We start from the raw sequence: 25,204 nt of genomic DNA, 5'->3' as shown, positions 1-25,204 counted from the left end.
TAGTTATAGTTATTCCGCAGGGATTAATTCCACATAATCAATTCCAAACTTACGGTCGTATAACAATAATTCTGGCTCGCTGATATCTACAATAACTTTAAGTTTTACGAAATAGCTATTTGATTGCGCATTGTTTACGTAAACAGGAATCGTATACGTATCTCCTATTTGCATAACATCTTCTAGTAAATTGCTAATAACCATTGAAGGAATTTCATGTTTTATTGTCGTTCCTGACAAATCTTTATAACTAAATTCAAACTTTAATTTGGTGTCTTGTGAAGCTCCAATTGGATGGAATTTTATGTTGACTGTATAAGCAGCAGATAGCACATTTGGAAAAGCTATTTCAAAATAATTATTGCTATTATTTCCATTAGGATTCTCTAATAAATCTACCGTATTGATAAATTCACCTGAGGCATTCACATTGTATTTCTTTTTAATTGTCAAATCTGTTAAAGAACCAATAACACGTCTTTCTGGATTTTCAACCTCATATCTAACAGGTTTAAAAATCACATCTTTGGCATCAAAACCTAAATCACTTACAACAAGTAAATTTCCGTTACTTAAAGGAATATCTTCAACAATATTCTCAGGAGCCAACATAACACTATTGCCTGTGGTCGTTGTAATAACACCTCCTAAATCAGCGGGTAAAATAGCAGGAAAATTGAAATTATTAAAAATAGCTTTGTCCGTATTATTTTTTACTGAATCTTCTACAGGATATTGATAATAGTCTTTAAGCATATTGTACGACGCTGTATAAGCCATATCAGAAATACCTATGGTTGTAAAACGTTCTTCTTCAGAATTTAAGTTTCCAACAACATTAAAATGTGTGTTTGAAGAAACATAAAGCGAATCGTAAACCGCTTGTCCTAAACTATTGCTTCCTATTTTCACACTATTCGCCTCATCAAAAACAGTTTCATTAAACTGATTTAAATAAGTCATCATTGTTATAAACTCCGTTTCATTTTCGTTTAAATAGCCCCAAATATTTGGACTTACATTTAGAATTCCATTTACTTTATGAAGCACTCCATTGGAAGCCAAAACATCTTTTTCAAGTATTGCAACCCCTCCAAAAGAAACCTCAGTTCCAGACTTTGCAAAGGCAATGTATTTGTCATTCAACATTTTTACTAATACAGATTCTTCAATTATATTACTGCTATATGAGAATTTACTTATATGATTTTCTAATAATCGCTTCAACAATTCCGGATCATTCAAAGTTTCAGCAGGCAAAGCATCTATTGCTGCATTACTTGGAGCCCAAACGGTATACGCTTGTGAGTAGGCTAACAATTTATCCAACTCTGTTTGCTTTAATAAAGCCACAAATTTTGTCAGTTCTGAATCTTGAGACAGTACCTCTAAAAGATTAACTTCCAATCTTTCATCAATCTGCTTGTAGTGATCGTCCCATGAATTTTCACTACACCCACTTGTTAGTAGCAGTAAAATTACTGCTACCGTGTGTGAGAAAATAAAGGCATATTTATTTCTATTTTTCATTCTTCTTTCTTTAAATATTATTTCTATTATTCTACTGGGATAAACTCAATATAATCAAGTGGCATACCACCCGATTTTACCGTTTCGAATCTTATAACATGTCGATCTTGCACAGGACATAACAATTCTTTGGTAACAACATATCGTACCCAGTTAGAGGTATCATAAGCAGCTACACCTTTGTTGTTTACTGCTGTTTTAAGACCACGTCTCCAACCGTTAATTTCCATCAAAGCTTCATCATCTGGATAGCCAAGTTTTGCTACTTTGGTTCTAACATCATAAACAGATCCCATAGGCTCTCCATCCCAATACAATTGGAATACTCCCCTAGCACTGTTTCCGGTATTACTACAAACCGTTACTTCATACTTACCTTTAGGCAATACAGGTGTCACAAATTCGATATACGCAAATCCTCCAACATCAAAAACGGTATAATTTACTGTAGGGTTTTTACTTTGCGCCAAAAATCGTTTGTCAGATTCTGGAAACCAAGTTACATACTCATAAAAAGTACTTGGAACTCTTTGGTGAGATTTCACCAATCTTGCCTGTACTTCTGGCTGATCATTAACGGGATCAAAAAGAATGTATTTTGCTTTTGGTGTAAATATGTTTAATATTTTATTTACCGTATGGTACACCCCGTTTCTTGCAGGAAAATTACTTCCTTCACTAATTAAAGAAGTCCAAGTATCATCAACTCCTGTTTCTGTTTCATTCAACTTCAACTCTTTGTCTGTTTTAAATGATTTAATTGCATTTCTAGGCAATACGGTATTGATAAATCCATCTTCTGGAAAATCAGCAGAATATAAAAAGTTTTGTGTTCCATGATAAGCTACAAATCTATTCAACTCATTTTCTGCACTTAAAAAGTCAGAATTATCTGGAGAAATACGAGCAACCAAGTCGGCAAATGAATTAATTCCGTTTTGGCTATATACCTCATCTGATTCCGCCAAAATGGTGAAATTATTTCTATTACCCGACTCATTTTTCAATACTGAAAACACATCGAAATACCCTGTTTGTTTTAAAGCTTCTACAAATATGGTGTACTCACCAGTATTCTCAAGAATTTTTGTAATTGGCTCTTCAAAAGGAGTTAACACCTTTACAATAGAATGAATAATTCCATTATTCGCAGGAATGTCATATTGATCCATTGTAACTTCTCTATTGATTTCAACATTTGCAACACCACCACCTTTTAAGAAAGATGTTGTTAAATAATCTCCTGTATACGTCGTATCTACCAATCGACCTTCTACAAAAGCAGAAGTTCCTCTTTTTGTTGGAATGATATGAAACTTTACCAAAGTTTTTAAACGTTCAATTTGTTCCTCTGTTGTTAATTCTGCTACCGTACTTACATTCCAAGTATCTTGTAAATATTCTTGTACAGCCTCATTGGTTGGTACAAAACAAGTGTAACTTCCGTAACTTTTTAGTGCATTGTAAAATTCTGTCTTCTTCAAAATCTCAATATAAGATGAGTATTTTTCAGGACTTTCCTCTAACTTTTGAGCAATCGTCAAAGCATCACTTGTGAAAAATGTTTGCCCATCTAACTTATCCGTACAACTGTATAAGGATAGCGTTAGCACGGTAACTACCATCAACAAAAAAGCGTATAATTTATCTCTGTTTCTCATAATTAATAGTTTTAGTTTATGTAATATGGATTCTGCTCCAAGTTGCGATTCAAATTAATTTCATTTTGATCAATTGGTAAGAAGTAAGATTCAGGATCTGTGAAATTACTAATAATCACCTCGTAGTCATCTGCCGTTGTTTTTTCTTCTGCCATGGTTAAAATAAGTAGTTCTGAAAAATCATTTCTACGATCAAATCGAAGTAAATCGTACCATCTTTTTCCTTCAAAGGCAAATTCTTTTTGTCTTTCTAACAAAACCGCATCTAACAACGTTGTTTGACTTATTACAGCTCCTAAAACGGCTCCCGTTGCTCTTTCATGCACTTGATTTATCAACGAGTAGGCTTGATTTAAATCTTGTCTATCTGTCGATAATAAATACGCTTCCGCTTGCATTAACAAAACATCAGAATATCTATAAAAGATAAACGTGTTAAAAAATTCTTGCGTTGTTCTAAACACACCTGCACTTGCGTCAACTCCTGAATATTTAAAGACAGAATTACGAGACAAATCATACGAAGCTCTTTCTCCTCTTATATCATTTGGAATTTCTTCATAAAGATCTTGCGTTCCTCCAAAAGGAGCAAAATAAGGAGACAGTTCATAAAAATAGTTTTTAAAGGTGGTATTGATATCGCTAAACTGAAGTTCAAAAATTCCTTCTGTAGAGTTTCCTTCAAAAAATATTTGGTTAAACCATTCTGTTCCTTCCACTAAATTGTATTTCCCTAAGGCGATGATTTCATTACAAGCATCGATACAATTGTTGTATTGATTTGCCCATAAATAAACATCTGCTAATATAGCCAAAGCTGAACCTTTATTGATTTTTCCTTTGTCGTGTTTGATTGATTTTGCATAACCAACAGGAAGGTCTTGAACACACAATTTAAGATCGGATATAATTTGTGCTAAAATCTCTTCTTCTGTATTTTTTGCTGGATAGAAATCAACTTCATTACTTGAAGTTCCCACTAAAATTAATGGAACTTCCTTAAAGTTTCTAACCAAAATAAAATACACCAACGATCGTATCGCTCTGGCTTCTGCTTTGAATGCTTTTAATTCTTCTTCTGTAAAAGACAAATCATTTTCTTTTGCCTCATCAGCAAAATCTAACACTAGGTTGCAAAAGTTTATGGTTTTGTAAAAAGAATTCCATTTTACCAATGAACTGGTAGGTAAAATATAATTCTTAAGCATGTTTCTCTCATTATTACCAGCTCTAACAGAGACTAGCATTTCGGCTCTTAGCTCTCCCCACAACAAGGCTTTGCTTGTAAAATCAGCCTGATTCATAGAAGCATAGCATCCTGCCACAGCAGCACTAACTTGCTCTTTACTTTTCCAAAACTCTTGCTGAATCAGGTTGTCTTTCGGTTCCAATTCTAAATAATCACTACACGAAGGCATGATCAAAGAAATGGTGATGACTGTTATTATTTTTAATATATTTTTTTTCATAATCTTCAAAAAATTTGATAACTATTTAGAATGATAAATTTAACCCTACTGTAACCTGCTTAGATTGTGGAGTCTGATTTCTATCATATCCAATTTTTTTCCAGTCAGAACTATTTCCTGTTTCAGGATCAGCTCCAGTATACTTTGTAAAAGTTAACAGATTGTTTCCTGTTACATAAAGAGAGGCTTTTGTGAAGTTTAATTTTTTCACAAAATTACTAGGTAAATTATATCGTAACGTTACATATTTAAGTCTTATAAAAGAAGCGTCTTCAAGAAAACGGTCAGAAGGCAAAGTATTTACTTGATTTCCTAAAGAAGCTTTTGGAATATCTGTAACATCTCCTTCAAATCTCCATCTTCTTAATACAGCCGTACTTTGATTGTCATAATCATCCATACTTTCTGTATTCATTCTAGCTATATTGATTACTTTTTGTTTCAATCTATAGTTAAAGAAGAAATTAAAACGGAAATTCTTGAATTCAAAAGTAGGTCCGAATCCTCCATACAACAACGGATTTGCATTTCCTAAATACACCACATCTAAACGGTCAATAGTTCCATCCTTGTTAATGTCTTCATACCTTGCTTCTCCAGCTCTAAATTCTCTAGAGTTGCTAAAAGTCATTTGCTTAGGCACACCATTGATGTCGTAAATAATTTCATCATTTTCATCAAGTGCAAAGGTATCATCACTGGTACTATACACTCCTTTGTATCTGTATCCATAAAACGAACCAATTGGGTTTCCAACTTGAATTCTTTTTAAGTAAGAATCTTCACCAGTTGCTAGTGGATTTCCATCTTCAACATCCTGAGCTTCTGTAATTTTTGTGATTACGTTTGTGTTACGAGAGAAGTTGAAATCCATAGAAAACTTAAAGTTCTTTTTATTGATTATTTTCGTTTTTATATTCAATTCAAAACCTTTATTCATTACGTTTCCTAAATTTAAATAGGGTACACTTGTAAAACCAGTTGTAGAAGGGATAAATGTGTTTTTATTCAATAAATCTCTTGTTTCTTTTGTATAATACTCTAAATCTCCACTTATTCTATTGTCAAACAAAATATACGTAAGACCTAAATTCTTTTGAACTACAGTTTCCCATCTTAAATCCACCAATTCCATACTGTTTGGATATACTGGACGTTCATCTAAATAATTATAGTTGTAGGTGCTATAGGTGTTGTACTGACCATAATTAATATTTGGTGAAATACCATTGACACCATAACTAGCTCTTAAACTTAATTCATCAACATAATCTTCTAAAGGTTCCATAAATTTTTCATCAGAAAAAATCCATTTTCCGGCAAGACTTGGAAAAACTCCATATCTATAGTTGGCACCAAATTTTGAATTTCCTTCCGAACGAATACCTCCACTTAAGATGTATCTATCTAAATATTGGTAGTTAAACATAAAGTTAAAACCTAAACTTCTACTTTGACTAAAGGAAGAAGCAATAGAACCACCACCACCTTCAACTCTTGCAGGTACAATTGACGATTGTAAATTACTACTTGGTGAGTTACTTGTAGCCACTCCATATCCCTTACTTGTTTTTTCGTAAGTTTCTGCTTTTATCAAAGCGAATAAAGAATGTTTCTCTCCTAATTGTGGATGCCATGTCAGACTATTATCTGTACGCATTACAAAAAACTCAGAATCAACATAAGTAGATGCATTGGCAGCAGAACTTGTCCATGCTGTTCCTACAGCTTCTTCTGGTAAAAAACGATTTGTTTTTTCTACATTCACATCAAATGAAATAATTGATCTAAATGACAAAGACGAAATCGGGCTATAATTAATTCTAAATGTTGGAATAATTCTATTTTTCTCTATTCTATAAGAAGAAAGATTTGCCATGGCAACAGGGTTGTAATAGGTTGCCCCATTTCCTTGGAAAGCATCTTCAGGCGTAAAATAAGAATCCATTGGATTTCCAAATTCATCCAATTCATAAATTGATTGATTCGGCATTTTAATAAGGGCCAATTCTCTAATCCCAACATTCCTTCCATCAATTTTTGAGATAAAAGACCTATCTAATAAATTGTGACTATAAGACAACTCCGAAGCAATAGAAAGTTTATCTGAGATATGGTAATCTAAAATAGCTCTGGCATTAAAATTTTTCAATCCAGTACCAACTGTTGTACCTACTTGATTTTTATAACCTCCAGAAACCCTGTACGTAGATTTTTCACCCCCACCAGAAACACTCAAAAAATGTTCTTTTGTTTCTCCTAATTGCGTTATTTCATCAATCCAATTTACATTTTTGTTGTATAAATTATACGATTCATAGTTTGGATTGTATTCAATTTGAGGAAATTCAGTTCTGATATTTGCATCTAAATTTTCTTCTTTTATTAAAGTAGAGTATTGATCTCCATTTAACATCGGAATTCCTTTTGGCTGCCATCCTACTGTTCCTTTGTAGCTGTAAGAAAAGATGGCTTTTCCTTGCGTACCACGTTTGGTAGTAATTAACAAAACTCCATTGGCAGCACGAGAACCATATTGTGCAGTTGCAGCGGCATCTTTTAGTACAGATATTTCTTCAATATCATCTGGAGAAACTCCAATCATAGAAGCATACTGCTCTTCATCGGCAGATCCAAAATCAAAAGCATCATCAATTTCTGTTTCAAAAGGAACACCATTAATAACAATTAAAGGTTCAGAAGAAGCATTTAAAGAAGAAGTACCACGAATACGAATTGACATTCCCGCTCCAGGATCACCAGAACTTGCCGTAATATCTACCCCACTTAAACGTCCTTGTAACTGATCTGTAATTCCACCAGAAACTGTTTCTGCCAATTCCGTCATGTTTACAGTTTCAATAGCTGTTGCAACTCTTCGTGCTTCAATATTAAAAACTCCCGTAAATATTTTTGGTCGAATTTTAATCACAACATCATCTAATTCAGAAATATTTTCCGATAATTGAATGTCAAGGACTCTAGCGTCTCCTAAAACAATTTCTTTTGTATTAAAACCTACATAAGAATAAGCTAAGGTTGCTTTTGCATTAGAAACCATAATGGAATAATTCCCATCAAAATCGGCTACTACTGCATTAATAATACGATTGTCTTTATCTTTTTCTACAATTGTTGCACCTACTAAAGGCAAACCATCGGTCTCCGAAGTAATAACCCCGGTTACATTCAGTTTTGTTTGTGCTGACATATTACACACCGACAACAGTAAAAATGCTATTATTAAGGTGTAGGAATATGATTTATATTTATCCTTCATATTTTTCAAACTTTAAGTTTTACTATTTTAAATAATTATCAATTTCATGAATGACTACTTTTTTAGACAATACATTTGTCAAACCAGCTGTTTGAGTAATCAATTCTCCAGTGGTTGCATTTTTAATAGTCAGTGATAAGTTAGCATGATCGTTTTCTATAGTAAACTCATCATAAACAGGCACAAAATCAATTTCTTTTGCAAAATATAGAGACGCAAAAGTTCCTGCCGTTTTTCCATCTGTAGGAATGGCTTCTTGCAAAAAGTGTTTTTTAGCAAAATTTAGAAGATCTCTTTTTGCGATGGCTCTATCTAGATCAGACAAAGCAGCCAAACTAGCTGGATCTGGATCAGGAATTACTTCATCAATTACAGCCTGAGCTACCGCGTCGTTATTAGGTGCTAATAGGGTGAATTTTTTCTGTAGATTTATAAAACTCAGTAAAAAATCATCTCCATAATTAGGGATCGCTACAAGTGTACCTGCTCCTTTTAACACATCTATAAAAGATGAGAAACTCGCAGAATTTTCAGCCAAAGCGCCATAAGTAAAAACTAACGGACGTTCTACAGGACCGCTCATCTCGTAAAAGACACCGTTATCTGTATTGTTTGCTTTTACAATTTCTATGGTATTATTTAAAGCAAGATCTCCTCCTCCAGAAACTCTATTGCCTGCATGTGCATACACAAACTCACCACTCTTGGTTTCATAGTAATTGTTTGCTGTAGGATCAATTTCTTCTTCAATAATTTGATTCAATACAATAGACTTTAATGTGTTTGTTACATAAGAAATATCTGCAGAGCTAGGGCTCGGGTCATTTAATTCTGGATACACTCTGTTATTAGCAGCAACAGGATCTCCAGTAACTTCCATATAAATAACACTCAAATCCTCATTATAATCTACAACAGATACTTTTCTTGTTGCACTATTTGGATCTGCGATATTTATGAATTGATGGTTTTTAACTCCAAGTATAGAAAAATCAATTCCTTTACTTTGTAAGGCATTGTCGATTCCTAAATCTTTTACTGTTTTAAGCATAATCGTATACTCATCATCTAAAAGTAGTGGTCCCATAATTGTAGAAAAACTACTGTTTGTATAAACATCATCTATTCCTACAAAAAATCCATTACTACAAAACTTTCTATCTACCGCATCTTCCAATTTATAATCTACTTGATCAATAGCGATGTTAAATGTTTTTCCAGAATGACTAGGACAAATATTCCACCAGTCTTGAAACAAGAAAGTATTCAAAAACTTCCCTAAAACATCCAAAGGCATGTCATCATAACTTGAATAATAATTTCCTAACACACTATTTCCTTCCAAATAAGTCATCAAGGCATCATTTGTAGGAACTAACATTCCTGTCGCATTTGCCCAAGTTCTATTTACATTGTTTACCAAAGGAGGATAACTTTCATCATTTGGATTAAAAGCCAATTTATTAACAGCAATTCCTGTTTGAAATGTGATATAATAAAGTCGCTCCGTTTCTCCTGTATAGCGATTTATTTGTTCTCCTCTATCATTGAAATAAGCAAAGCGTTCTAGCAAACTTTTAAACAAAGTATATTTGCCTTCATATTCTGGCGATGTAAGATTTTGATATAAGTTAGGTCTTGGCTCTACAACTTTATCTAAAACATAAATAATTCCATTTTCAGCCACTACGTTTGTTTGCGATACATGCGCATCTGCAACTTTCATATCACCTGCTGTATAGCTTTCTCCTGGAAACATAAAATCATAATCTCCAATTTCCGTTGGATGTCTGTCAAAATCGAAATAAGACTGAATAAAGAAATTGGTTGTTTTAATTCGACCACTACTTTGATCTACTTTGTATTTCCCTGGTTCCCAATCATCAAAATTCGGATAATCTTCTGCATCCACCTCTACAATAGAGTCTTGAAAATGCGTATCACGTCTAAAGGCATTTCCTTCATACCAACCATTTCGGTAATAAGTTAAAGTAGTTGTATTGTAGGCATCCGTTACAAGTGAATGCTCTACTAAACGTTTAATTCTATAAGAAGGTATTTCTTCAAATGTAGTATAGCCTTCTTCAGCCATAAAAGCTTCAAACGCATTATCTGAAGGAACAAAAACTGTCCAAGAACCTCCTTTCAGAAGTCCTTCTTTATATTCTGTTTGATCCAGACATTTTAAATAATAATTGAAAGTGCCCATGGACTCTAACTGCAAATACACAGTACCTGCTAAATCTGCTGGCCGGTCAAACTCAGCTGAATCAGGTCTACAGCTAAGGGCAAAAACAATTATAAATAATCCCGTTGTTATTAATGCAACTAGATGCTTAATTTTTTGTTTCATAATTTAATAATATTGTAATTAATTAGTGATTTTTAAAAAGTTTAGTTGTTTTTTCATTTGGTCATAGGTTGTATTTTTAATTTATTCTTTAAGTGATTTTTGGTTATGTAATTTTAACTAAAACCTTAACATAAGTGTATAAATTAGTACTCATTCAACATAAAATATGACCCTTTATAGCAGCTTACCCCCCGAAAACACAGGAAAACCATAAAAACCCAAAAACTTTCATTTTTTTTGTAAAAATTTTAACAATAATTGTTTTAAAAATTTGAAATAAAAAAAAGCATTATAAAATTATAATGCTTTTTTATTCTGAAACAACTAGTCACTTCCTGTCTTAAATAAAATGAGCTAAAATTAAGCTATTTCTAACAGTACTCAAAAAAGATGTATTTTTTACGTTTATCAAGCTTGTTATTGCATCCAAGTCAATTGTTTCCAATGTTCTTTTATATACGATTGAGGCTCCCCCTCTGTCGATCTTCCGTTTTTCACAATCTCGGTGATTTTTTGGGTTAAATCTTGAACAATTTTTGGATATTTAAAATACAAATTTTCAGTTTCCCCAGGATCCTTTTCTATATCGTACAATTCATACAAGGCTTCTCCTGCTTTTGGTGTTAGCACCACAGGTTTTAAAGACCCACCAGAACCTCTTAGCATATTCAACTTCCATTTCCCTTCTCTGATGGCAAAATGTCCTGTAAAAGAATGGTGAATTACAGCTCTATTCATTGCGGCATCTTCTCCCTTCATCATGGCATACAAACTATAACTATCTTCGCCTTCTGTATCGGCAAGTTCAGTGCCTACAATAGCAGCTATCGTAGCTAAATAATCCGATTGACAAACCGGATCGTTTACTTTTGAACCCGCTTTAATTACTTTAGGCCAACGCATTAAAAAAGGGACTCTATGTCCACCTTCGTAAATATCTCTTTTCCCGCCTTTAAAATTCATACAACTATAATGCTGATAAGTATCCTTTTGGTACTTATAATTACTTTCTGCCCCATTGTCTGAAGAAAAAATAACCAAGGTATTTTCTTCTAAACCATTTTCTTTTAAAGCATTTAAAACCTGACCTATGCGAAAATCTGTCTCTTGCATAAAATCACCATAATTACCGCAATTACTTTTTCCTTGAAAATCTGGATGTGTACAATGTGGCAAGTGCGGACTTGTTAACGGTAAATATAAAAAGAACGGTTGGTCCTTTTTTTCTTCTGTTACAGATTCTTGAATATAGGCAACGGCCTTATTAGCAAACGTTTCCAGCACCAATTCATCATTAAAAGAAGGCGCTACCTCAACATGTCCTTTGGCTATTTCTTTTTTATAAGGAGGTGTCATTCTGTAGGTTCTAGGAGTGACATCCATTTTCTTTTTTGTAAATAAAACAGGAGGATCTAATACCTTATCATTTTCTAAATATGTCAAAACCCCAAAATTCATAGAAGCAGGAATACCAAAAAAATAATCGAAACCTTTTTCTATGGGTCCGTCGGTAAAAGGTTTCGACCAGTCTCTACCTTTTCCTTTCTCCCCTTCAAATTCCATTTGCAAATGCCATTTTCCAATCATGGCCGTGGCATAGCCTTTGGTTTTTAACAGCGAAGCAATTGTTGTTCTGCCTTTTTCAATCAAGCAAGGTCCATCTGCACCAATAACTCCTTTTTTCAAAGAAGTTCTCCAGCTATAGCGACCTGTTAACAAACTATATCTTGAAGGAGTACAAACAGCATCACTACTATGTCCATCGGTAAACACCATTCCTTCATTGGCCAACCGATCCATATTTGGTGTTTTAAATTTAGCATCAGGATTGAGTGCACTGACATCTCCATAGCCTTGATCATCTGTATAAATGATGATGATATTAGGTTTTCTTGTTTGAGAATTCCCTAAAAGAGAACAAAAAACAAACAAAATACAACTTAACGATAGCGATAAAAATTGATAAAATCCTTTTTCTATTTTCATGGTCTTATTCTTATTAATTTAAAATCAGCCGCTACTATATAACGACTGACTCAATCATTTCAATCTGTAATGAAAGACTTTTATTTTTTTTGATCCCAAAGTCGGTACGGATCATTATTTTCTACCATCTGCTCTAATAGCAAGGCCTCCATTTCAGCTAATTTATCGGCATATTTTGGATTTTCAGCCAAATCAGTTTCCATTTCACCAGCCTTATTATGTTCAGGTAAATATTCGTTCGGATTTTTAGCTAAATTAAACAATTGTGTTTCTCTAACCGCACCATCCAATACGTCGTATTTTATTAATTTCCAATCCCCTTTTTTTACTGTACGCATTCCTGGTTTAGTTCCACCTGCATACACACCATACATAACATCTCTAACAACTTCTTTTTCTCCTTTTAACACAGGATTAAAGCTTTTTCCATCCACAGCATCAGGAGCCTTTATACCTGCCAAATCACATAAGGTAGGTAGTACATCCAACAAATAAATATTTCCTTTTACACGTTTACCAGCTGATATCCCAGGCCCTTTTATAATAAATGGTACTCTCCAAGTATGCTCATACAAATTTTGTTTTCCCATTAAACCATGTCTTCCTATAGACATACCATGATCTGAAGTATAAATAATATAAGTATTATCTAATTCTCCCATAGCCTCCAATTTGGCAAGAACTTTACCCAATTGAATGTCTATATTTTCAGAACAAGCGTATTCTCTACCCAACTCATTTCTAATTGATTGCTCATCTCTATTTTTCCAAACACCACTTACACGCTCTTCATCTCTTAAATTTGGATGTCCATGATGAAAAGGATGCTTGTTCAAATAATTGTCTTGAAGTACAGGTTGTTTTTCATTTGCAGGAGGTAGACTATTCTTGTCTTTATGATTTGTAGCTCCATACTTTGCTAACAATTCTGGTGTTCCATTTCGTGTGTCATGTGGATGTGAAAACCCAAAATAAATAAAAAACGGATCTGCTTCTTTTGCCTCTTCTCGATCTCCCAAATATTCTAAAACTTGTTTTGCATGCCAAGCACTCCCAGACTCTTCCGTTCCTCCGCGTTTTGTCGCATCTTTTACCACCGTAAATTGCTTGTTTGCACCTGGATAAGAATTTCCTTTTTTACAGGTACGCATGGTTTTATAACCTGCCTCATTAAATACAGCACCAATTGTTTGCGTATCTATTTCATGTGGATCTATTTGTTTTTGAAACAATGCACTTGGAGGCAAATGCCACAAGGAACGTCCGCTCATAATCATATGTCTTGAAGGTGTACAAACCGCACCATTCATAGACCCCATATGTCGTGCTTGCTCAACAACAATTCCTTCTTGAGCCAACTTACTGATCGTTGGCGTTTCTAAAATTGAATTTGGATCATACGTTTTTAAATCGAATGGAGATTGATCATCCACTAAAACGAACAAAAAATTTGGTTTCTTTTTTTTCGCTATTTTTTTATCAGACTCTTTGCAGCTAACTAAAATTGAAGCAGCTACCAAAATTGCAATTTTAAATACTTTCATAAACTTGACTCTTATTTTATTACTATTTATATTCTTGAATACTTATTTAAACCTTCTACGAAATTATTCCTTTTTCAGTTTAAGAATTTGAATTTATCATTCAAAAAACATAAACTATGCTTCTTATTGCCTATTTACGAGCAAATACAGCTACACATTCTGTTTCGCCCCTAAAAATATTCATAAAAAAAACCGATACAAAGAATTGTATCGGTTTTATTATAACTAATAAAGTTGAATTTATTTTTTAATCACTGTTTTTACAGCAACTCCATTTTGCGTTTTTATTTTCAAGAAATAAACCCCCGGAGCTAAAGCTGACAAGTCTAATTGCATTGCATTGCTATTCAACACAACACGCCCGTTTGCATTCAATACAGTCACATCAATAATATTTATTTGACTCGTAATTGTAAGCAAATCATTTGTAGGATTTGGATAAACACTAAAGTCTGCTTCATTTACATTTGTTACACTTAACGTTCCTTCAACTATTGTTAAATCAGTCCAAACGTCTGCAGCTTCATACAAAGCCGCCGTCCCAACAGGCACATACAAGGTTATACTTGCAGGTGTTAAATTAGTAAACACTCCTGCCGTAATTACGGGAATATTTTCAGTAGCCGTCCAATTTACTTGAATTTTTGTTAAAGAATTACAATCCATAAATACGACATCTCCTATAGAAGTAACCGTTTCTGGAATATTGATAGCAGAGATTTCAGAAGTTCTAAAAGCAGCTTTACCAATTGTTACAGCACTTGGTATATTTATAGTAGCAAGTGTACTATCACCAAATCCATGAAAAGCAAAATTACCTATTTCTGTTGCAGCGGCAAGATTAGCCGTAGTCAATTTTGGACAGTTGAAAAACGCATTTTGTGTTTGAACAGTAACAATATTTTCTAGATTGATTGTTTCTAAATTCACACATCCACTAAATGCATCTCCTTTAATTACGTCTACAGAAGTTGGAAGTGTAACAGATGTTACGCTTGTATTATCTAAAAAAGCACTACCTCCAATAGCAGTAACACTATACGTCTCAGCATCCCCATCTAATTTTGTAACCGTTGCTGGTACCGTTACAGCCGCTAAAGTACTAGACGCGACTTCTACCTCTAAATCATCAACACTTGTTACTCTATACTCAATATCCGCAATAGTAAATGTAGTTCCAACAGGATCTGCAGCTGGCTCTGGAATTGATCCTTCTATAACATTAACTGCTGTAACATCAGACCAAGGGTAGAAAGTTTCATAAGTAGCTTTAGTTGTTACTGGCACATATAATTTTACCGCTGATGGTACTATATTATTCCATACTGTAGTATTAGTAGTCTTAGTATTATCCCACGTAACCACATTAGGATCTAACCAATTAAGTTGAACATCTGTTAAATTAGTACAACCTCTAAATAATTGACCTCCAATTGTAGTTACAGTACTTGGTATGTTCATTTGGAAAATTCCTGAACCTCTCAATGCACCTTCACCAATTCTTGTAGCTAACGGAATATTTACCGCATTAATGTTAGTACAAAATACAAACGTGTAATTCCCAAAATCTTCACATTTCGGCAAATTCATTGTACTAGGAAGTGATGTACAACTAGCTAAAGCACTAGCTTCTGTTGCTACAATATAATCTAAATTAATAGAAACCAAATTTGACGCCTTATTAAAAGCCTTAGCCTTCAAGGTAACTACTGAAGATGGAAGTATTACAGAAGTTATTGTCGTATTTGATTCAAAAGCATTCGCTCCAATTGCAGTTATACTATAATCAGTTGCGTTAAAAGAATCCACTGCATTAGCAGGCACATTTAAATCTGCAAGAGTACTCCCTGAAAGTTCTGCTTCATTAGGAGTTTGACTTGTTATCCTAAAAGTATAATCCCCCACTGTAAATTCTTCTCCTATTGTTCCAGAAATTGATTGAGCACTGGCATAAGTAAAGGCAAAAAGTGCTATTAATAATTGTAATGTTTTTTTCATCATATAAATATTTAAAAGTTTAGTTTGTACTGTAAATAAAGAGAAATCTCGAAATGAATGCTATAAATTAACACTCATTCCCTTAAAACCAATGCCCATTTTCCTTGTCTAAACCCTGTATTTACAAGGGAAGCAAAAAAACCCCCAATTAATTGTGTAAAAAAAGGCATATTGAAGAATTACAAGGGGTTAATTATTTTTTCACAATCGACTTTACAGATACACCTTTTGGTGTTTGAACTTTTACGAAATAAACACCTGAATGTAATCGGAACTTTGTGCCATTAAACTTATAAACGGAGCACTTAATAAGCAAAATATGATCCTTAAATAAATTCTAATCATGACTTGTTTTTAACACGAAATAAGTGCTCTTGTATTTTAATTGGTGCTATTTTTCAAAAATGAAGAAGAGCTACTCTATTTTAATCGTCAAGGTCAAAGCACTTAACTTCAGTTTTTATTTGAAGAACAACCTAATTAATTTTTCCTTGGCTAAATGTAGACTTCCAATTATTCCTTGACCAACTTAATTACTTTCCTTGCCGTATCGGAATGGACTTCAGCAAAATAAATACCGGTTTGTAAACTACTTAAATCGACCCGTTCGTTATTTGTTGAAATAGCCTCAGTAAAAATTTTATTTCCTTGTAGGTCATAAATTTTTAAAATTGAATCTTTAGAACTTTGGATCGTTGTACTGGCACTGACCGGATTGGGGTACAAAAATGAAGTATTGGATTCCTCCAAATCAGCCTTCCAAACACTTAAGTTTGAGGAAGAGAATTGCAACCAATCTACATCTAATAAATAACCACTTCCTCCTGTGAAAATTAAGTAGACATCTTGTTTTCCTGCTGTTACAGAAACACTAGTTTTAAAAGTTCGCCATGAAGTAAAAGACCCTGTTCCTGGAACATTAACTGTACCTATAAGAGTTCCGGTACGACTTTCGGTTCTTATTTCAATAGTACCCCCTGTTTTGCCACTTGATGCAGAAATTTCTATTGAGTTTACACCTCCTCCAAAGTCAACATTCTCATATTTTACCCAATCCCCAGCATTTACATATCCAACATTATTTACGCCTACCTTTTGAATACCTGATTGGCTACAAAAATCGGCTGCTTGAATTACTGTAAAAGCGTCGTAATCACCACATACATTTGGCTTCGCATCACAATCTAAAATTGTATTATTAGATCCATTGTCTGTTACGGGTCCACAACTGCTAATGGTATTCCCACTTGCCGAAGCTTCCAAAACAATGGCATATTCCGTTTCATTTACAATGGTAGAATTATCGCCAGACACGACAATTACACGTGTTTCTTCTGTATCCAACGGACCATCAGCTCTATGAAAAATAATATGATGATCGTTTCCTAAAATATCTGCCAAGTTATGGGGACCAACGGCGTTGGGCGATGGTAAAATAGTCATTTCAATATTTTGACGAGAGCGACTTAATCGAAAATCACTTAAGGGTGCATACGAAAAATTTCCACTAGACCCCGTAATTGTTCCGTTATTAGGCATGTTAAAATTGGTAGCTCCACAATCTATGGCTTTTGTATTTGTTACTGTAGCACTTGATGCTAAATACAATCGAATTCCTCCTCGCATTTGTTTTACAATACAGTTTTCAACAAGAACACTTCCTGAACCATTGTAAGATCGAATTCCATCTTCGGAAAGCGGATACATAACATCGTAAGGAATTGGATAGGATTCTGCAAAAGGAATATCTCTCCAATTATCCCCTGAAGGAAAACGATAGCCTGTAATATATGGTAAATCGTAGGTTTCTGTATCATTATACATGTCATCGCTCAGCCGCATGCGACCTTCTATATAAGAATTTTTGATGGTGGTTTCAGTCGCATTATTTTGCATAAAAATACCATGCCCAAAAGCATGATGGTACATGGTGATATGATCCAATGTATTTCCAACACCTCCACCAGCTTTTCCTGTGATAAGAATTCCACAACGCTTGCTTAAACCAAAAGTGTTTGTCGAACCTATTCCATACTGACTTCCATACCCATAAGGAAAAGAACCTTTAATCGTCATTTCAAGGCCGTCTACTAAATTCCCGTTTCCGGTAATTGACATCACAGGATCTCCTTTTAACCCATAGGCCAAATTATTTCGATCATGATTGTAAGCACTGAAATCCGTGACTTCTCCTAAACCACTTTGATAGTAATCTTCAATTGCACCATTTTTTAGTACATTCGAATCTCCTGAAATAATAAAATAAACTTCACGTATAGAACCTACTAAGGTTTTTATGCGAACTCCGGTTAAATCAATCGTATTCCCAGAACCTGTACAATTAATAACTCTTGACCCGCTAGGCAAATCGTTAAGTTGATATTCTCCTGCTTGCAAAATAATCATTTGATTGCTGTTTTGAACTGCCACTCGAAATTGTGCCAATGAGTTGACTGTTATCTGCGCTGAACCTGAAACACCAAAAAAGAATAGACAAAAGAATCCGATTTTTCCAATCGTATAATTAAAAGTGGTACCTGTTTTTTTCATCTATTTATATTTTTTCTACTTGAACATAGTATGCCCCTATTTCTATCCCATTATCTAACTCAAAATAAGTTTTAAGATTTGTTTCTCCTTTGTTTAACTTCAGCGTAAACGCTACATATTCTGCACTCGGATCTACTTCTTTACGAAGCTCCAAATCTTGGATTCTAAGTCTTGCTTTTTTAACAATTAACGACTTGCTTTTATGACTTTCAGTAACACTTGTGCCAGGTAACGCTGGACGAACAGGAGCTTTTGCATTTAATGGCAAATGAATTTCTTCTGGCCAACGACGAAGTTTAAACGTATAAGTTCCGCTTTCTGCTACCGAAATCAACCAATGTCCATTATCTACATAAGCCGTTCTAATATGTCTTTGATGCCATGGAGTGGCTTCCTTTTCCGTATGCCAATCGTGACAAAATAAGTTTGTCGGATTTTCAGCTTCATGCCCGATATAAATTCTTGGCTGGTCTGAATACCCTGGAGCTATTTCTTTCCACCAAGCAGCATAAGCTTCTTTAAACTCTTGCATTTTATCAGGATGTTGCGTTGCAATATTTGTACGTTGTTCTGGGTCTGTTTTTAAGTCGTACAGTTCTTCGCCATTAATTAAACGCCAATTTCCTTGCATCAACGCTGTTCTTCTCCATGGTTCTGGGACTTCCACTCGTTGTGAGTTGGTAATAACAATTCTATCTTTAAAATCTTTGTTATCTCCTTTAATTAAAGGCACCAAACTCGTTCCATCAAAAATTATTTTTTGTTTTACCTGCAGTTTGCACAAATCGACCAAAGTTGGAAAAATATCATAATGCGCCGTTAATTCATGAATGTCTTTACCCGTTGTAATCCCACCGTCTTTCCAATGAATAAAAAGCGGTACTCGGTGGCCACCTTCATACATACTTGCTTTGATACCACGCATACCTGCGTTATTTCCTTTCACTACAAATCCATCCAAACGATGTCCTTCTACCTTGGCTCCTTTGGCAGTACCGTTATCGGTTGTAAAAATAATTATGGTATTGTCTTTTAGGTTTATAGATTCTAGGTAAGCTACTAACTTTCCAATATTTTCATCAACATTGGCTATTAAACCATAAAAAGCTGCATTGGGAACATCCACATTCTCTTTATAAGGATCTGAATATTTATCAGCAACAAAATAAGGGGAGTGAGCAGCATTTGTAGATAAATAACAAAAAAATGGTTTGTCTTTTTGCTTTCCTATAAATGACTTTGCATTGTCAAACCAAATATCCGTACAAAAACCTTCATACTTTTCTAATTTTCCATTATGCCAGTACATATCATCAAAATAATCGTTATCCCAATAATCCATAGTTTGCTCAATACCTCCACCACCGTGTACCAATACTTCTTCAAAACCTTTGTCTTGCGGACGAAACGGATAGTTGTCTCCCAAATGCCATTTTCCAAAAATACCGGTACTGTAACCGTTATCTTTAAACACTTGCGCCATGGTGGTTTCTCTTTCTAAAATAAGTGAACGACCATTTACAGTATGCCAAACTCCTGTTCTATTTGAATGATGCCCTGTCATTAATGCAGCTCTAGTAGGTGCACAAGTGGGACTTACATGATAATCTGTAAATCGTGCACTTTTTGCATGTAAGGCATCTATATTTGGCGTTTTAATAATTTTATTTCCAAGACTTGCCACATCTCCATAACCTTGATCATCTACTACAAGAAGTATGACGTTAGGTTGGTCTGCTTTTACTGAAGTCTTTTTATCTCCCGACTGACACGATATTAAACATAAGGTGCTTACTATTATTCCGATATAAAATGTATACGATTTCATATTTATATTTCTGTTTTTATTGAGTTTCTACTTTATAAAACTACTGTAACAACAGAAACATTCGTATAAACTATCATCCAATTAATATGAATTATATACCGAAATAAGGAACGCAGCGCCGACTTTGCTTATAAAATCAATAAACAATGAGCAAAGTGTGTTTTTTACTTAAAAATAAACAACACCCAATTCTTATTTTTTGGTTGAAATACGGGTATGAATTAGCTGATTATTCTTTCCTAAATCAGTTACCTTACCTTCTGATTTCACCTGTACATTTTTACTTTTGTTTGATAAAAACACAGGATATTTTGTTTGATTATTCAATTCAAAACTAAATCCTTTAAAATCATTTTGATTTGGTAGGTTTCCATGTAAAAGGCGAATATTATTTTTATCTCCACCTACTTTTATTTTCAATCCTTCTTTTACAGCTTCATCAGTCCCCTTAAAAGTAATTCGATGGCCGCTTCCTCCAATATAAGCAACATTTCCAGACCCGTTATAATACGGATGACTTGCGGGTAAAATGGTAATATCTGCATGGTAGTTTTTGTCAGTTTCATAGGTGGAAGCATAAACGGGGCCATAGCTACAATCTGCACTGCAATTTACAGCGTCACCGGAACCTAGAGAGAATCCGTTTTCACAACCAATGGCAACACAACCTTCTATATATGTTTTTCCTGTAGCATGGGCTAAAGTCACGCCCGTTCTCATGTATTTTATAGTACAATTTAAAACAGTTGGATTGGAAGTCCCTCTAAAATAGGTTTTTCCATCAATAATTGTTTCCCCTCCATTATAGGCACGAATTCCTGCTTCACCCGTACTTAGCATATACCCTTTTGGAAGCTTATATCCCCAGACGGTCATAAAATTCACCTTATCTGCAGGAGTACCTGTGCCTTTCTCAGCCAACATGGCGTCTGTTGAACGAACTTCTCCTTCTACCACACAGCCTTCAATTAAAGGTTTATTGGCTCCTTGCATAAAAATACAATGTCCATAAGAGCGATGAATAAAAGTTGAATTTTTTAGATGATTCGATTCTCCTCGAATTAAACAGGCACTGTGTTTTTGATGCTTAATAACGGTCTTTCCTCCCTTTCCAAAAGCATCCCCATATCCATAAGGATAGGATCCTTTTGTGGTTACATGAAAACCTTCAATTCTATTATGAGCCCCATCCATTACAATATTTGTAGCTCTTCTTTTTGGTGCATCGTGTACAGAGCCCAAATCTACCATGGTTAAATTTTTCAGTACATTCTGATTCCCTATTATTTGAAGTTCATGGACCTGATTTTTACCGTAAGCTTGATGTACTTTGGTTTCTATATTAATAATTACATCTGTAAAATCATAGGTACTATTATTTCCTTTAAAAAGAAGTAGTACATGCGTTTTTGATTTTATTTTCAACTCTTCTGAATACAATCCTTTAGCCACATCTTCAGTGCTTATGGAATAAGTTCCCGGAGCTAATTTTACTTCTACATTGTCTTGTTTTAAATAAGGCAGCAAGTCTTTCAAAGAATTTACGGTGATTTGAGAATAGCTTTTTATAGCTATTAAAAGAAAAAGTCCTAGTACTAATAAAGTAGAATTTTTAAAGTTCTCTGTAATTGATTTGATTTTCATTTTATGAATCTATTAGGTGTTTTGTTTTTTTATTGAAATGGCCTTAGTTCTATTTTTTATTGAATCGCCTTTTGATATAAATCTTCAGTTTGCTTCCTCAATTTCTTCAAAACAACATCATTGTCTGAATTATTCACTAAATTATGTTGTTCCAAAGGATCCTTCTCTGTGTCGTACAATTCCTCAATTTTGGGGGTATGCTCGTAGTATACAATATATTTCCAACGCCCCGTTCGCACTCCTCTGCTACGATATGATTTATTAGCTTTAATCAACTTTTGATTGATTTCATTAACATTGACTGCGTATCGTTTTTTAAACATGTCAACCAAAAATAAGTCTTCCATAAAAACAGCATCCCGCCACTGAGACATGTCTTGTGTTTTACTCAACACATGACTAATATCTCGGCCTTGCATACTTTCAGGCACCTTTAAACCTGCCATGGAAACAATAGTTGGAGCCATATCAACAGAAGAAATTAATGCTTCCTCACGATGTTGACGTTTAGATTCTGGCACACGTCCATCATAAATTATAAGCGGTGCTTTCACAGCTTCATCATACAAAAGACATTTATCAAAAAGTCCATGTGAACCTTGAAAACGACCGTTATCACTTGTATAAATAATAATGGTATTCTCTAACAAACCTTTCTTCTTTAGTTTTTCAACCAAAAAACCGACTTGCTCATCAACACTATAACCTTGCGTAGCAAAACGACGTACAAGTCTTTGATGTTGTTCTGGTTTTGAGGACCTTTGTTTATGCAAATACACACCTCTGGCATTTTCCTTTACTACATCAGGCAAATTTGGATTTTCACCTTCTACCCAATTCTGTGGCACCGACATTTTCGTATCTTTAAATTGTGCTAAATGAGGCATAAATACATCTCTATTCTGGTCATGTTTTACGGCATAAAAACTAACCGACAAACAGAATGGCTGTTCTTTTGGTTGGGTATCTAAAAAATGCAACATTGCTTTACCGGTTCTTAAAGTCCTACCCGAAAGTTCCCTGTTTTCATTAAAAATTTCACGCAATTCTTGATCTTCTTCAGGCCAAGTTATCATGCCATTTCTATCATGGGTTTCTGTTCCAGCAAAATAATCGAAGACACTACCCAACTGTTCTTTGTAATAATGCTCTTTGGGCGTACTTGGGCGGGTTGCTTCCTTTGTGACTGTAAACCCTACTTTGCCAATAAAACCCGTTCGGTATCCTGCATTTTTAAGTATCGAAGGATAGCTTTTAGCAAAATCTGCTTGCGATAAGGTATAATCATCAGGAGCTACAAAACCTACTCTATGATTTGAATTATAACGCCCTGTCATCATGGTTACACGACTGGGCATACAAATAGCAACGGCATAAAAGGCTTTATCAAACACCACTCCTTTTGCGGCCAATTTATCAATATTTGGTGTTTTAAATTCTGGTTTCCCATAACAGCCCATATTATCCCAACGCTGATCATCCGTCATTAAAAAAATGATATTAGGTTTTACAAAACCATTAGATGACTTGTCGATTATCTGTTTCGATTTTTCTTGTCCACTCACTATTGAAAACATGGAAAGAAACAAACCCAAAAATGCATTTATTTTAAAATTCATCATAAAACATAAAGTTTGTTATTTTACTTATTCGATTTTAATAGCTCCGTAATTTCTTTTGGTAGTGGCGGCACATTTATAACTTCTTTTTTATTGGGTACCCTATTAGATGTGGTTTGCTTGTCGCCATACCAATACATCCCCACACCATAACCCATTTCACAATCGGTCCAACTCCAAATTTCCATATCTAATTTTAAGGAGCTGCTAAATGGCATGCCATCTAAAGCTCTAGTTCTTGTTTCGGTGCTATAACCTAGCGTACTTTTTTCTTTTGTTGTTTTTCTATTTAACTTGTTATACACAAAGCTTCTTGGCTGCGCATGAAAAGGGTGCTCGTAAAAATCGGTGCTTTTTCCACCCCAAGAATAGGCATAATAATCTTCCGTTCCAGTTCCAAAAATTGACGGAAAATCTTCCCCATCCACATAAATCCTTTCATCACCTTCACCCCACCATTTTGCTACGGGATTCATAACCGTTAAAGCGTCTCCAACATACACTCCTCTTCCTTTCAGTGTTATATAATTCCAATCAGAAAAAGGTCTTGTCGCTACAGGATATTGCCCTTTCCAAGCCGCATTAAAATACATACTCTCGCTATCCCATTTCCAAGTTCCTATAACGGCTTTTAAATTTATATTCACAGAAGTAGCACTTAAATTTAGTACGGATATTTTACCTGATTTTTGATAAGGCATTACCCATCTACACGTCATGGTTCCATCTTCGCTCACCGTTCTATACCATCCTTCAAACGGATGCAATCCAATTCCACTGCCAAAAAAATCTCCAATGGGACACCAAACAGTTGGTTCTCCATCAAACTCCATTTTTAAAACCACTGTACGGGTTAGCTCTGCATTTGTATAATCATCTAATTTTAAACTTAGCTCTCTAACTGCCGCGTTTCCTTTTGGAAGTTTAACTGATTTTTCTTTATTGGGTTTTAATGTAGCACTGCAAACAAGCGCTTCTCCTTTTTCTGTGTTTTTAGGTGCTAACAATAATTCCCCAACCTCCTTTGTTAAGGAAATCGCTTTGTTAAACCCCTCTTTTGTAAAGGTTTTTATAGGTGTATAAGCATCATAAGCCCTATAGGTAAATTGATAAAAAAAAGGCATTGCCGTTGTTGTAATTTTACAGCTTTTGGCATAGGGAATTGGAAAAAAAGAAACGGCTGATCTTAGAGATTGATGTGCTAATGGGAAAGGAATCAATCCTGTACCATCTAACAAACCTAACATATTGCCTTCTAAAACAGGTTCTGTACTTCCATCTAAATAAATTTTAATTTGAATATCTGTATCTGGTCTATCAGGTTTCAAAAAAGGCATCCAAGTACGTACGACTACTCCTGGTCCAACATGGTCCATCAATACCCATTCTTTAACTCCATTTTTTTCTTCGGTTCTAATAAAATTATGATCTTTTTCATTGCTGTTATAATCATGATTGTTATACCAAGCTTTTGATTCTTCTGGTGTTTTAGAGACTCTATTATAACTACTTTCTTGTTTCAACCTAAAATTAGTTGTAGGAAAACGTGCTACAGCATCTCTATTCACCATTTCCTTTAGTAAAGATTCTATGGTAATTTCATTTTTATTTTGAGCACTTACGAATAATGTAAACACTAAAAACCCACTATTTAAAAGAAGTTTTATTGATTTCATTTGACTGTATTTATTTCCCATTGATCCTTTACTTTACGAGTTGCATTTTTTTCTATTTCATTCTGA

General features: G+C 34.4%; 14 protein-coding genes. All 14 read right to left on the bottom strand.

Translation table 11 applies throughout. The features are described 5' to 3' along the window. Positions 1–9: 9 nt before the first annotated feature. Complete coding sequence (locus FGM02_RS00330) at positions 10–1,530, bottom strand: fasciclin domain-containing protein (RefSeq protein ID WP_139955806.1); 1,521 nt, start codon at positions 1,528–1,530, stop codon at positions 10–12. A 26-nt stretch (positions 1,531–1,556) separates the two neighbouring features. Then, positions 1,557–3,191: a fasciclin domain-containing protein gene (locus tag FGM02_RS00325; protein WP_139955804.1), complete on the bottom strand. Its 1,635-nt coding sequence runs from the start codon at positions 3,189–3,191 to the stop codon at positions 1,557–1,559. A gap of 11 nt (positions 3,192–3,202) precedes the next feature. After that, a complete protein-coding gene (locus tag FGM02_RS00320; protein WP_139955802.1) occupies positions 3,203–4,660 on the bottom strand; it encodes a RagB/SusD family nutrient uptake outer membrane protein in 1,458 nt (485 codons plus the stop codon). Positions 4,661–4,685: 25 nt separating this feature from the next. Continuing rightward, a complete protein-coding gene (locus tag FGM02_RS00315) occupies positions 4,686–7,940 on the bottom strand; it encodes a SusC/RagA family TonB-linked outer membrane protein (RefSeq protein WP_139955800.1) in 3,255 nt (1,084 codons plus the stop codon). A gap of 22 nt (positions 7,941–7,962) precedes the next feature. Next, a complete protein-coding gene (locus FGM02_RS00310; RefSeq protein WP_139955798.1) occupies positions 7,963–10,293 on the bottom strand; it encodes a fasciclin domain-containing protein in 2,331 nt (776 codons plus the stop codon). 417 nt (positions 10,294–10,710) lie between these two features. Then, the gene (locus FGM02_RS00305) at positions 10,711–12,279 is read right to left on the bottom strand and encodes a sulfatase-like hydrolase/transferase (RefSeq protein ID WP_139955796.1); all 1,569 of its coding nucleotides are present in this window, start codon (positions 12,277–12,279) and stop codon (positions 10,711–10,713) included. A gap of 80 nt (positions 12,280–12,359) precedes the next feature. Beyond that, entirely contained in the window at positions 12,360–13,823 is a 1,464-nt protein-coding gene (locus tag FGM02_RS00300; protein WP_139955794.1) for a sulfatase-like hydrolase/transferase, read from the bottom strand. Between the two features lie 240 nt (positions 13,824–14,063). Further along, positions 14,064–15,824 carry a leucine-rich repeat domain-containing protein gene (locus FGM02_RS00295; RefSeq protein WP_139955792.1) on the bottom strand — a complete coding sequence of 587 codons (1,761 nt, stop codon included), beginning with the start codon at positions 15,822–15,824 and terminating at the stop codon, positions 14,064–14,066. A gap of 190 nt (positions 15,825–16,014) precedes the next feature. Then, positions 16,015–16,137, bottom strand: a complete 123-nt coding sequence (locus FGM02_RS18375) for a T9SS type A sorting domain-containing protein (RefSeq protein ID WP_166461100.1) — start codon at positions 16,135–16,137, stop codon at positions 16,015–16,017. A 197-nt stretch (positions 16,138–16,334) separates the two neighbouring features. Beyond that, on the bottom strand, positions 16,335–18,371 hold the full coding sequence (locus FGM02_RS00285) for a carbohydrate-binding protein (RefSeq protein WP_139955790.1): 2,037 nt from the start codon (positions 18,369–18,371) through the stop codon (positions 16,335–16,337). A gap of 4 nt (positions 18,372–18,375) precedes the next feature. Continuing rightward, positions 18,376–20,199 carry an arylsulfatase gene (locus tag FGM02_RS00280; protein ID WP_139955788.1) on the bottom strand — a complete coding sequence of 608 codons (1,824 nt, stop codon included), beginning with the start codon at positions 20,197–20,199 and terminating at the stop codon, positions 18,376–18,378. A gap of 192 nt (positions 20,200–20,391) precedes the next feature. After that, positions 20,392–21,843 (bottom strand): right-handed parallel beta-helix repeat-containing protein, encoded by a 1,452-nt coding sequence (locus FGM02_RS00275; protein ID WP_139955786.1) that lies wholly within the window; start codon positions 21,841–21,843, stop codon positions 20,392–20,394. 56 nt (positions 21,844–21,899) lie between these two features. Next, positions 21,900–23,465 (bottom strand): sulfatase-like hydrolase/transferase, encoded by a 1,566-nt coding sequence (locus FGM02_RS00270; protein WP_208021451.1) that lies wholly within the window; start codon positions 23,463–23,465, stop codon positions 21,900–21,902. A gap of 20 nt (positions 23,466–23,485) precedes the next feature. Continuing rightward, the gene (locus tag FGM02_RS00265) at positions 23,486–25,138 is read right to left on the bottom strand and encodes a glycoside hydrolase family 172 protein (protein WP_139955784.1); all 1,653 of its coding nucleotides are present in this window, start codon (positions 25,136–25,138) and stop codon (positions 23,486–23,488) included. Positions 25,139–25,204: the final 66 nt, after the last annotated feature.

It is taken from the genome of Flavicella sediminum (assembly GCF_006381105.1).
GTDB classification, from domain to species: Bacteria; Bacteroidota; Bacteroidia; order Flavobacteriales; family Flavobacteriaceae; genus Flavicella; species Flavicella sediminum.
This window is presented reverse-complemented; position numbering and strand designations above follow the sequence as displayed.

What these genes read in the sequence shown, in the direction of transcription:
- FGM02_RS00280 (WP_139955788.1), bottom strand. Translation starts at nt 20,199, where the DNA reads ATGAAATCGTATACATTTTATATCGGAATAATAGTAAGCACCTTATGT.
- FGM02_RS00300 (WP_139955794.1), bottom strand. Translation starts at nt 13,823, where the DNA reads ATGAAAGTATTTAAAATTGCAATTTTGGTAGCTGCTTCAATTTTAGTT.
- FGM02_RS00315 (WP_139955800.1), bottom strand. Translation starts at nt 7,940, where the DNA reads ATGAAGGATAAATATAAATCATATTCCTACACCTTAATAATAGCATTT.
- FGM02_RS00310 (WP_139955798.1), bottom strand. Translation starts at nt 10,293, where the DNA reads ATGAAACAAAAAATTAAGCATCTAGTTGCATTAATAACAACGGGATTA.
- FGM02_RS00330 (WP_139955806.1), bottom strand. Translation starts at nt 1,530, where the DNA reads ATGAAAAATAGAAATAAATATGCCTTTATTTTCTCACACACGGTAGCA.
- FGM02_RS00305 (WP_139955796.1), bottom strand. Translation starts at nt 12,279, where the DNA reads ATGAAAATAGAAAAAGGATTTTATCAATTTTTATCGCTATCGTTAAGT.
- FGM02_RS00295 (WP_139955792.1), bottom strand. Translation starts at nt 15,824, where the DNA reads ATGATGAAAAAAACATTACAATTATTAATAGCACTTTTTGCCTTTACT.
- FGM02_RS00270 (WP_208021451.1), bottom strand. Translation starts at nt 23,465, where the DNA reads ATGATGAATTTTAAAATAAATGCATTTTTGGGTTTGTTTCTTTCCATG.
- FGM02_RS00285 (WP_139955790.1), bottom strand. Translation starts at nt 18,371, where the DNA reads ATGAAAAAAACAGGTACCACTTTTAATTATACGATTGGAAAAATCGGA.
- FGM02_RS00325 (WP_139955804.1), bottom strand. Translation starts at nt 3,191, where the DNA reads ATGAGAAACAGAGATAAATTATACGCTTTTTTGTTGATGGTAGTTACC.
- FGM02_RS00320 (WP_139955802.1), bottom strand. Translation starts at nt 4,660, where the DNA reads ATGAAAAAAAATATATTAAAAATAATAACAGTCATCACCATTTCTTTG.
- FGM02_RS00265 (WP_139955784.1), bottom strand. Translation starts at nt 25,138, where the DNA reads ATGAAATCAATAAAACTTCTTTTAAATAGTGGGTTTTTAGTGTTTACA.
- FGM02_RS00275 (WP_139955786.1), bottom strand. Translation starts at nt 21,843, where the DNA reads ATGAAAATCAAATCAATTACAGAGAACTTTAAAAATTCTACTTTATTA.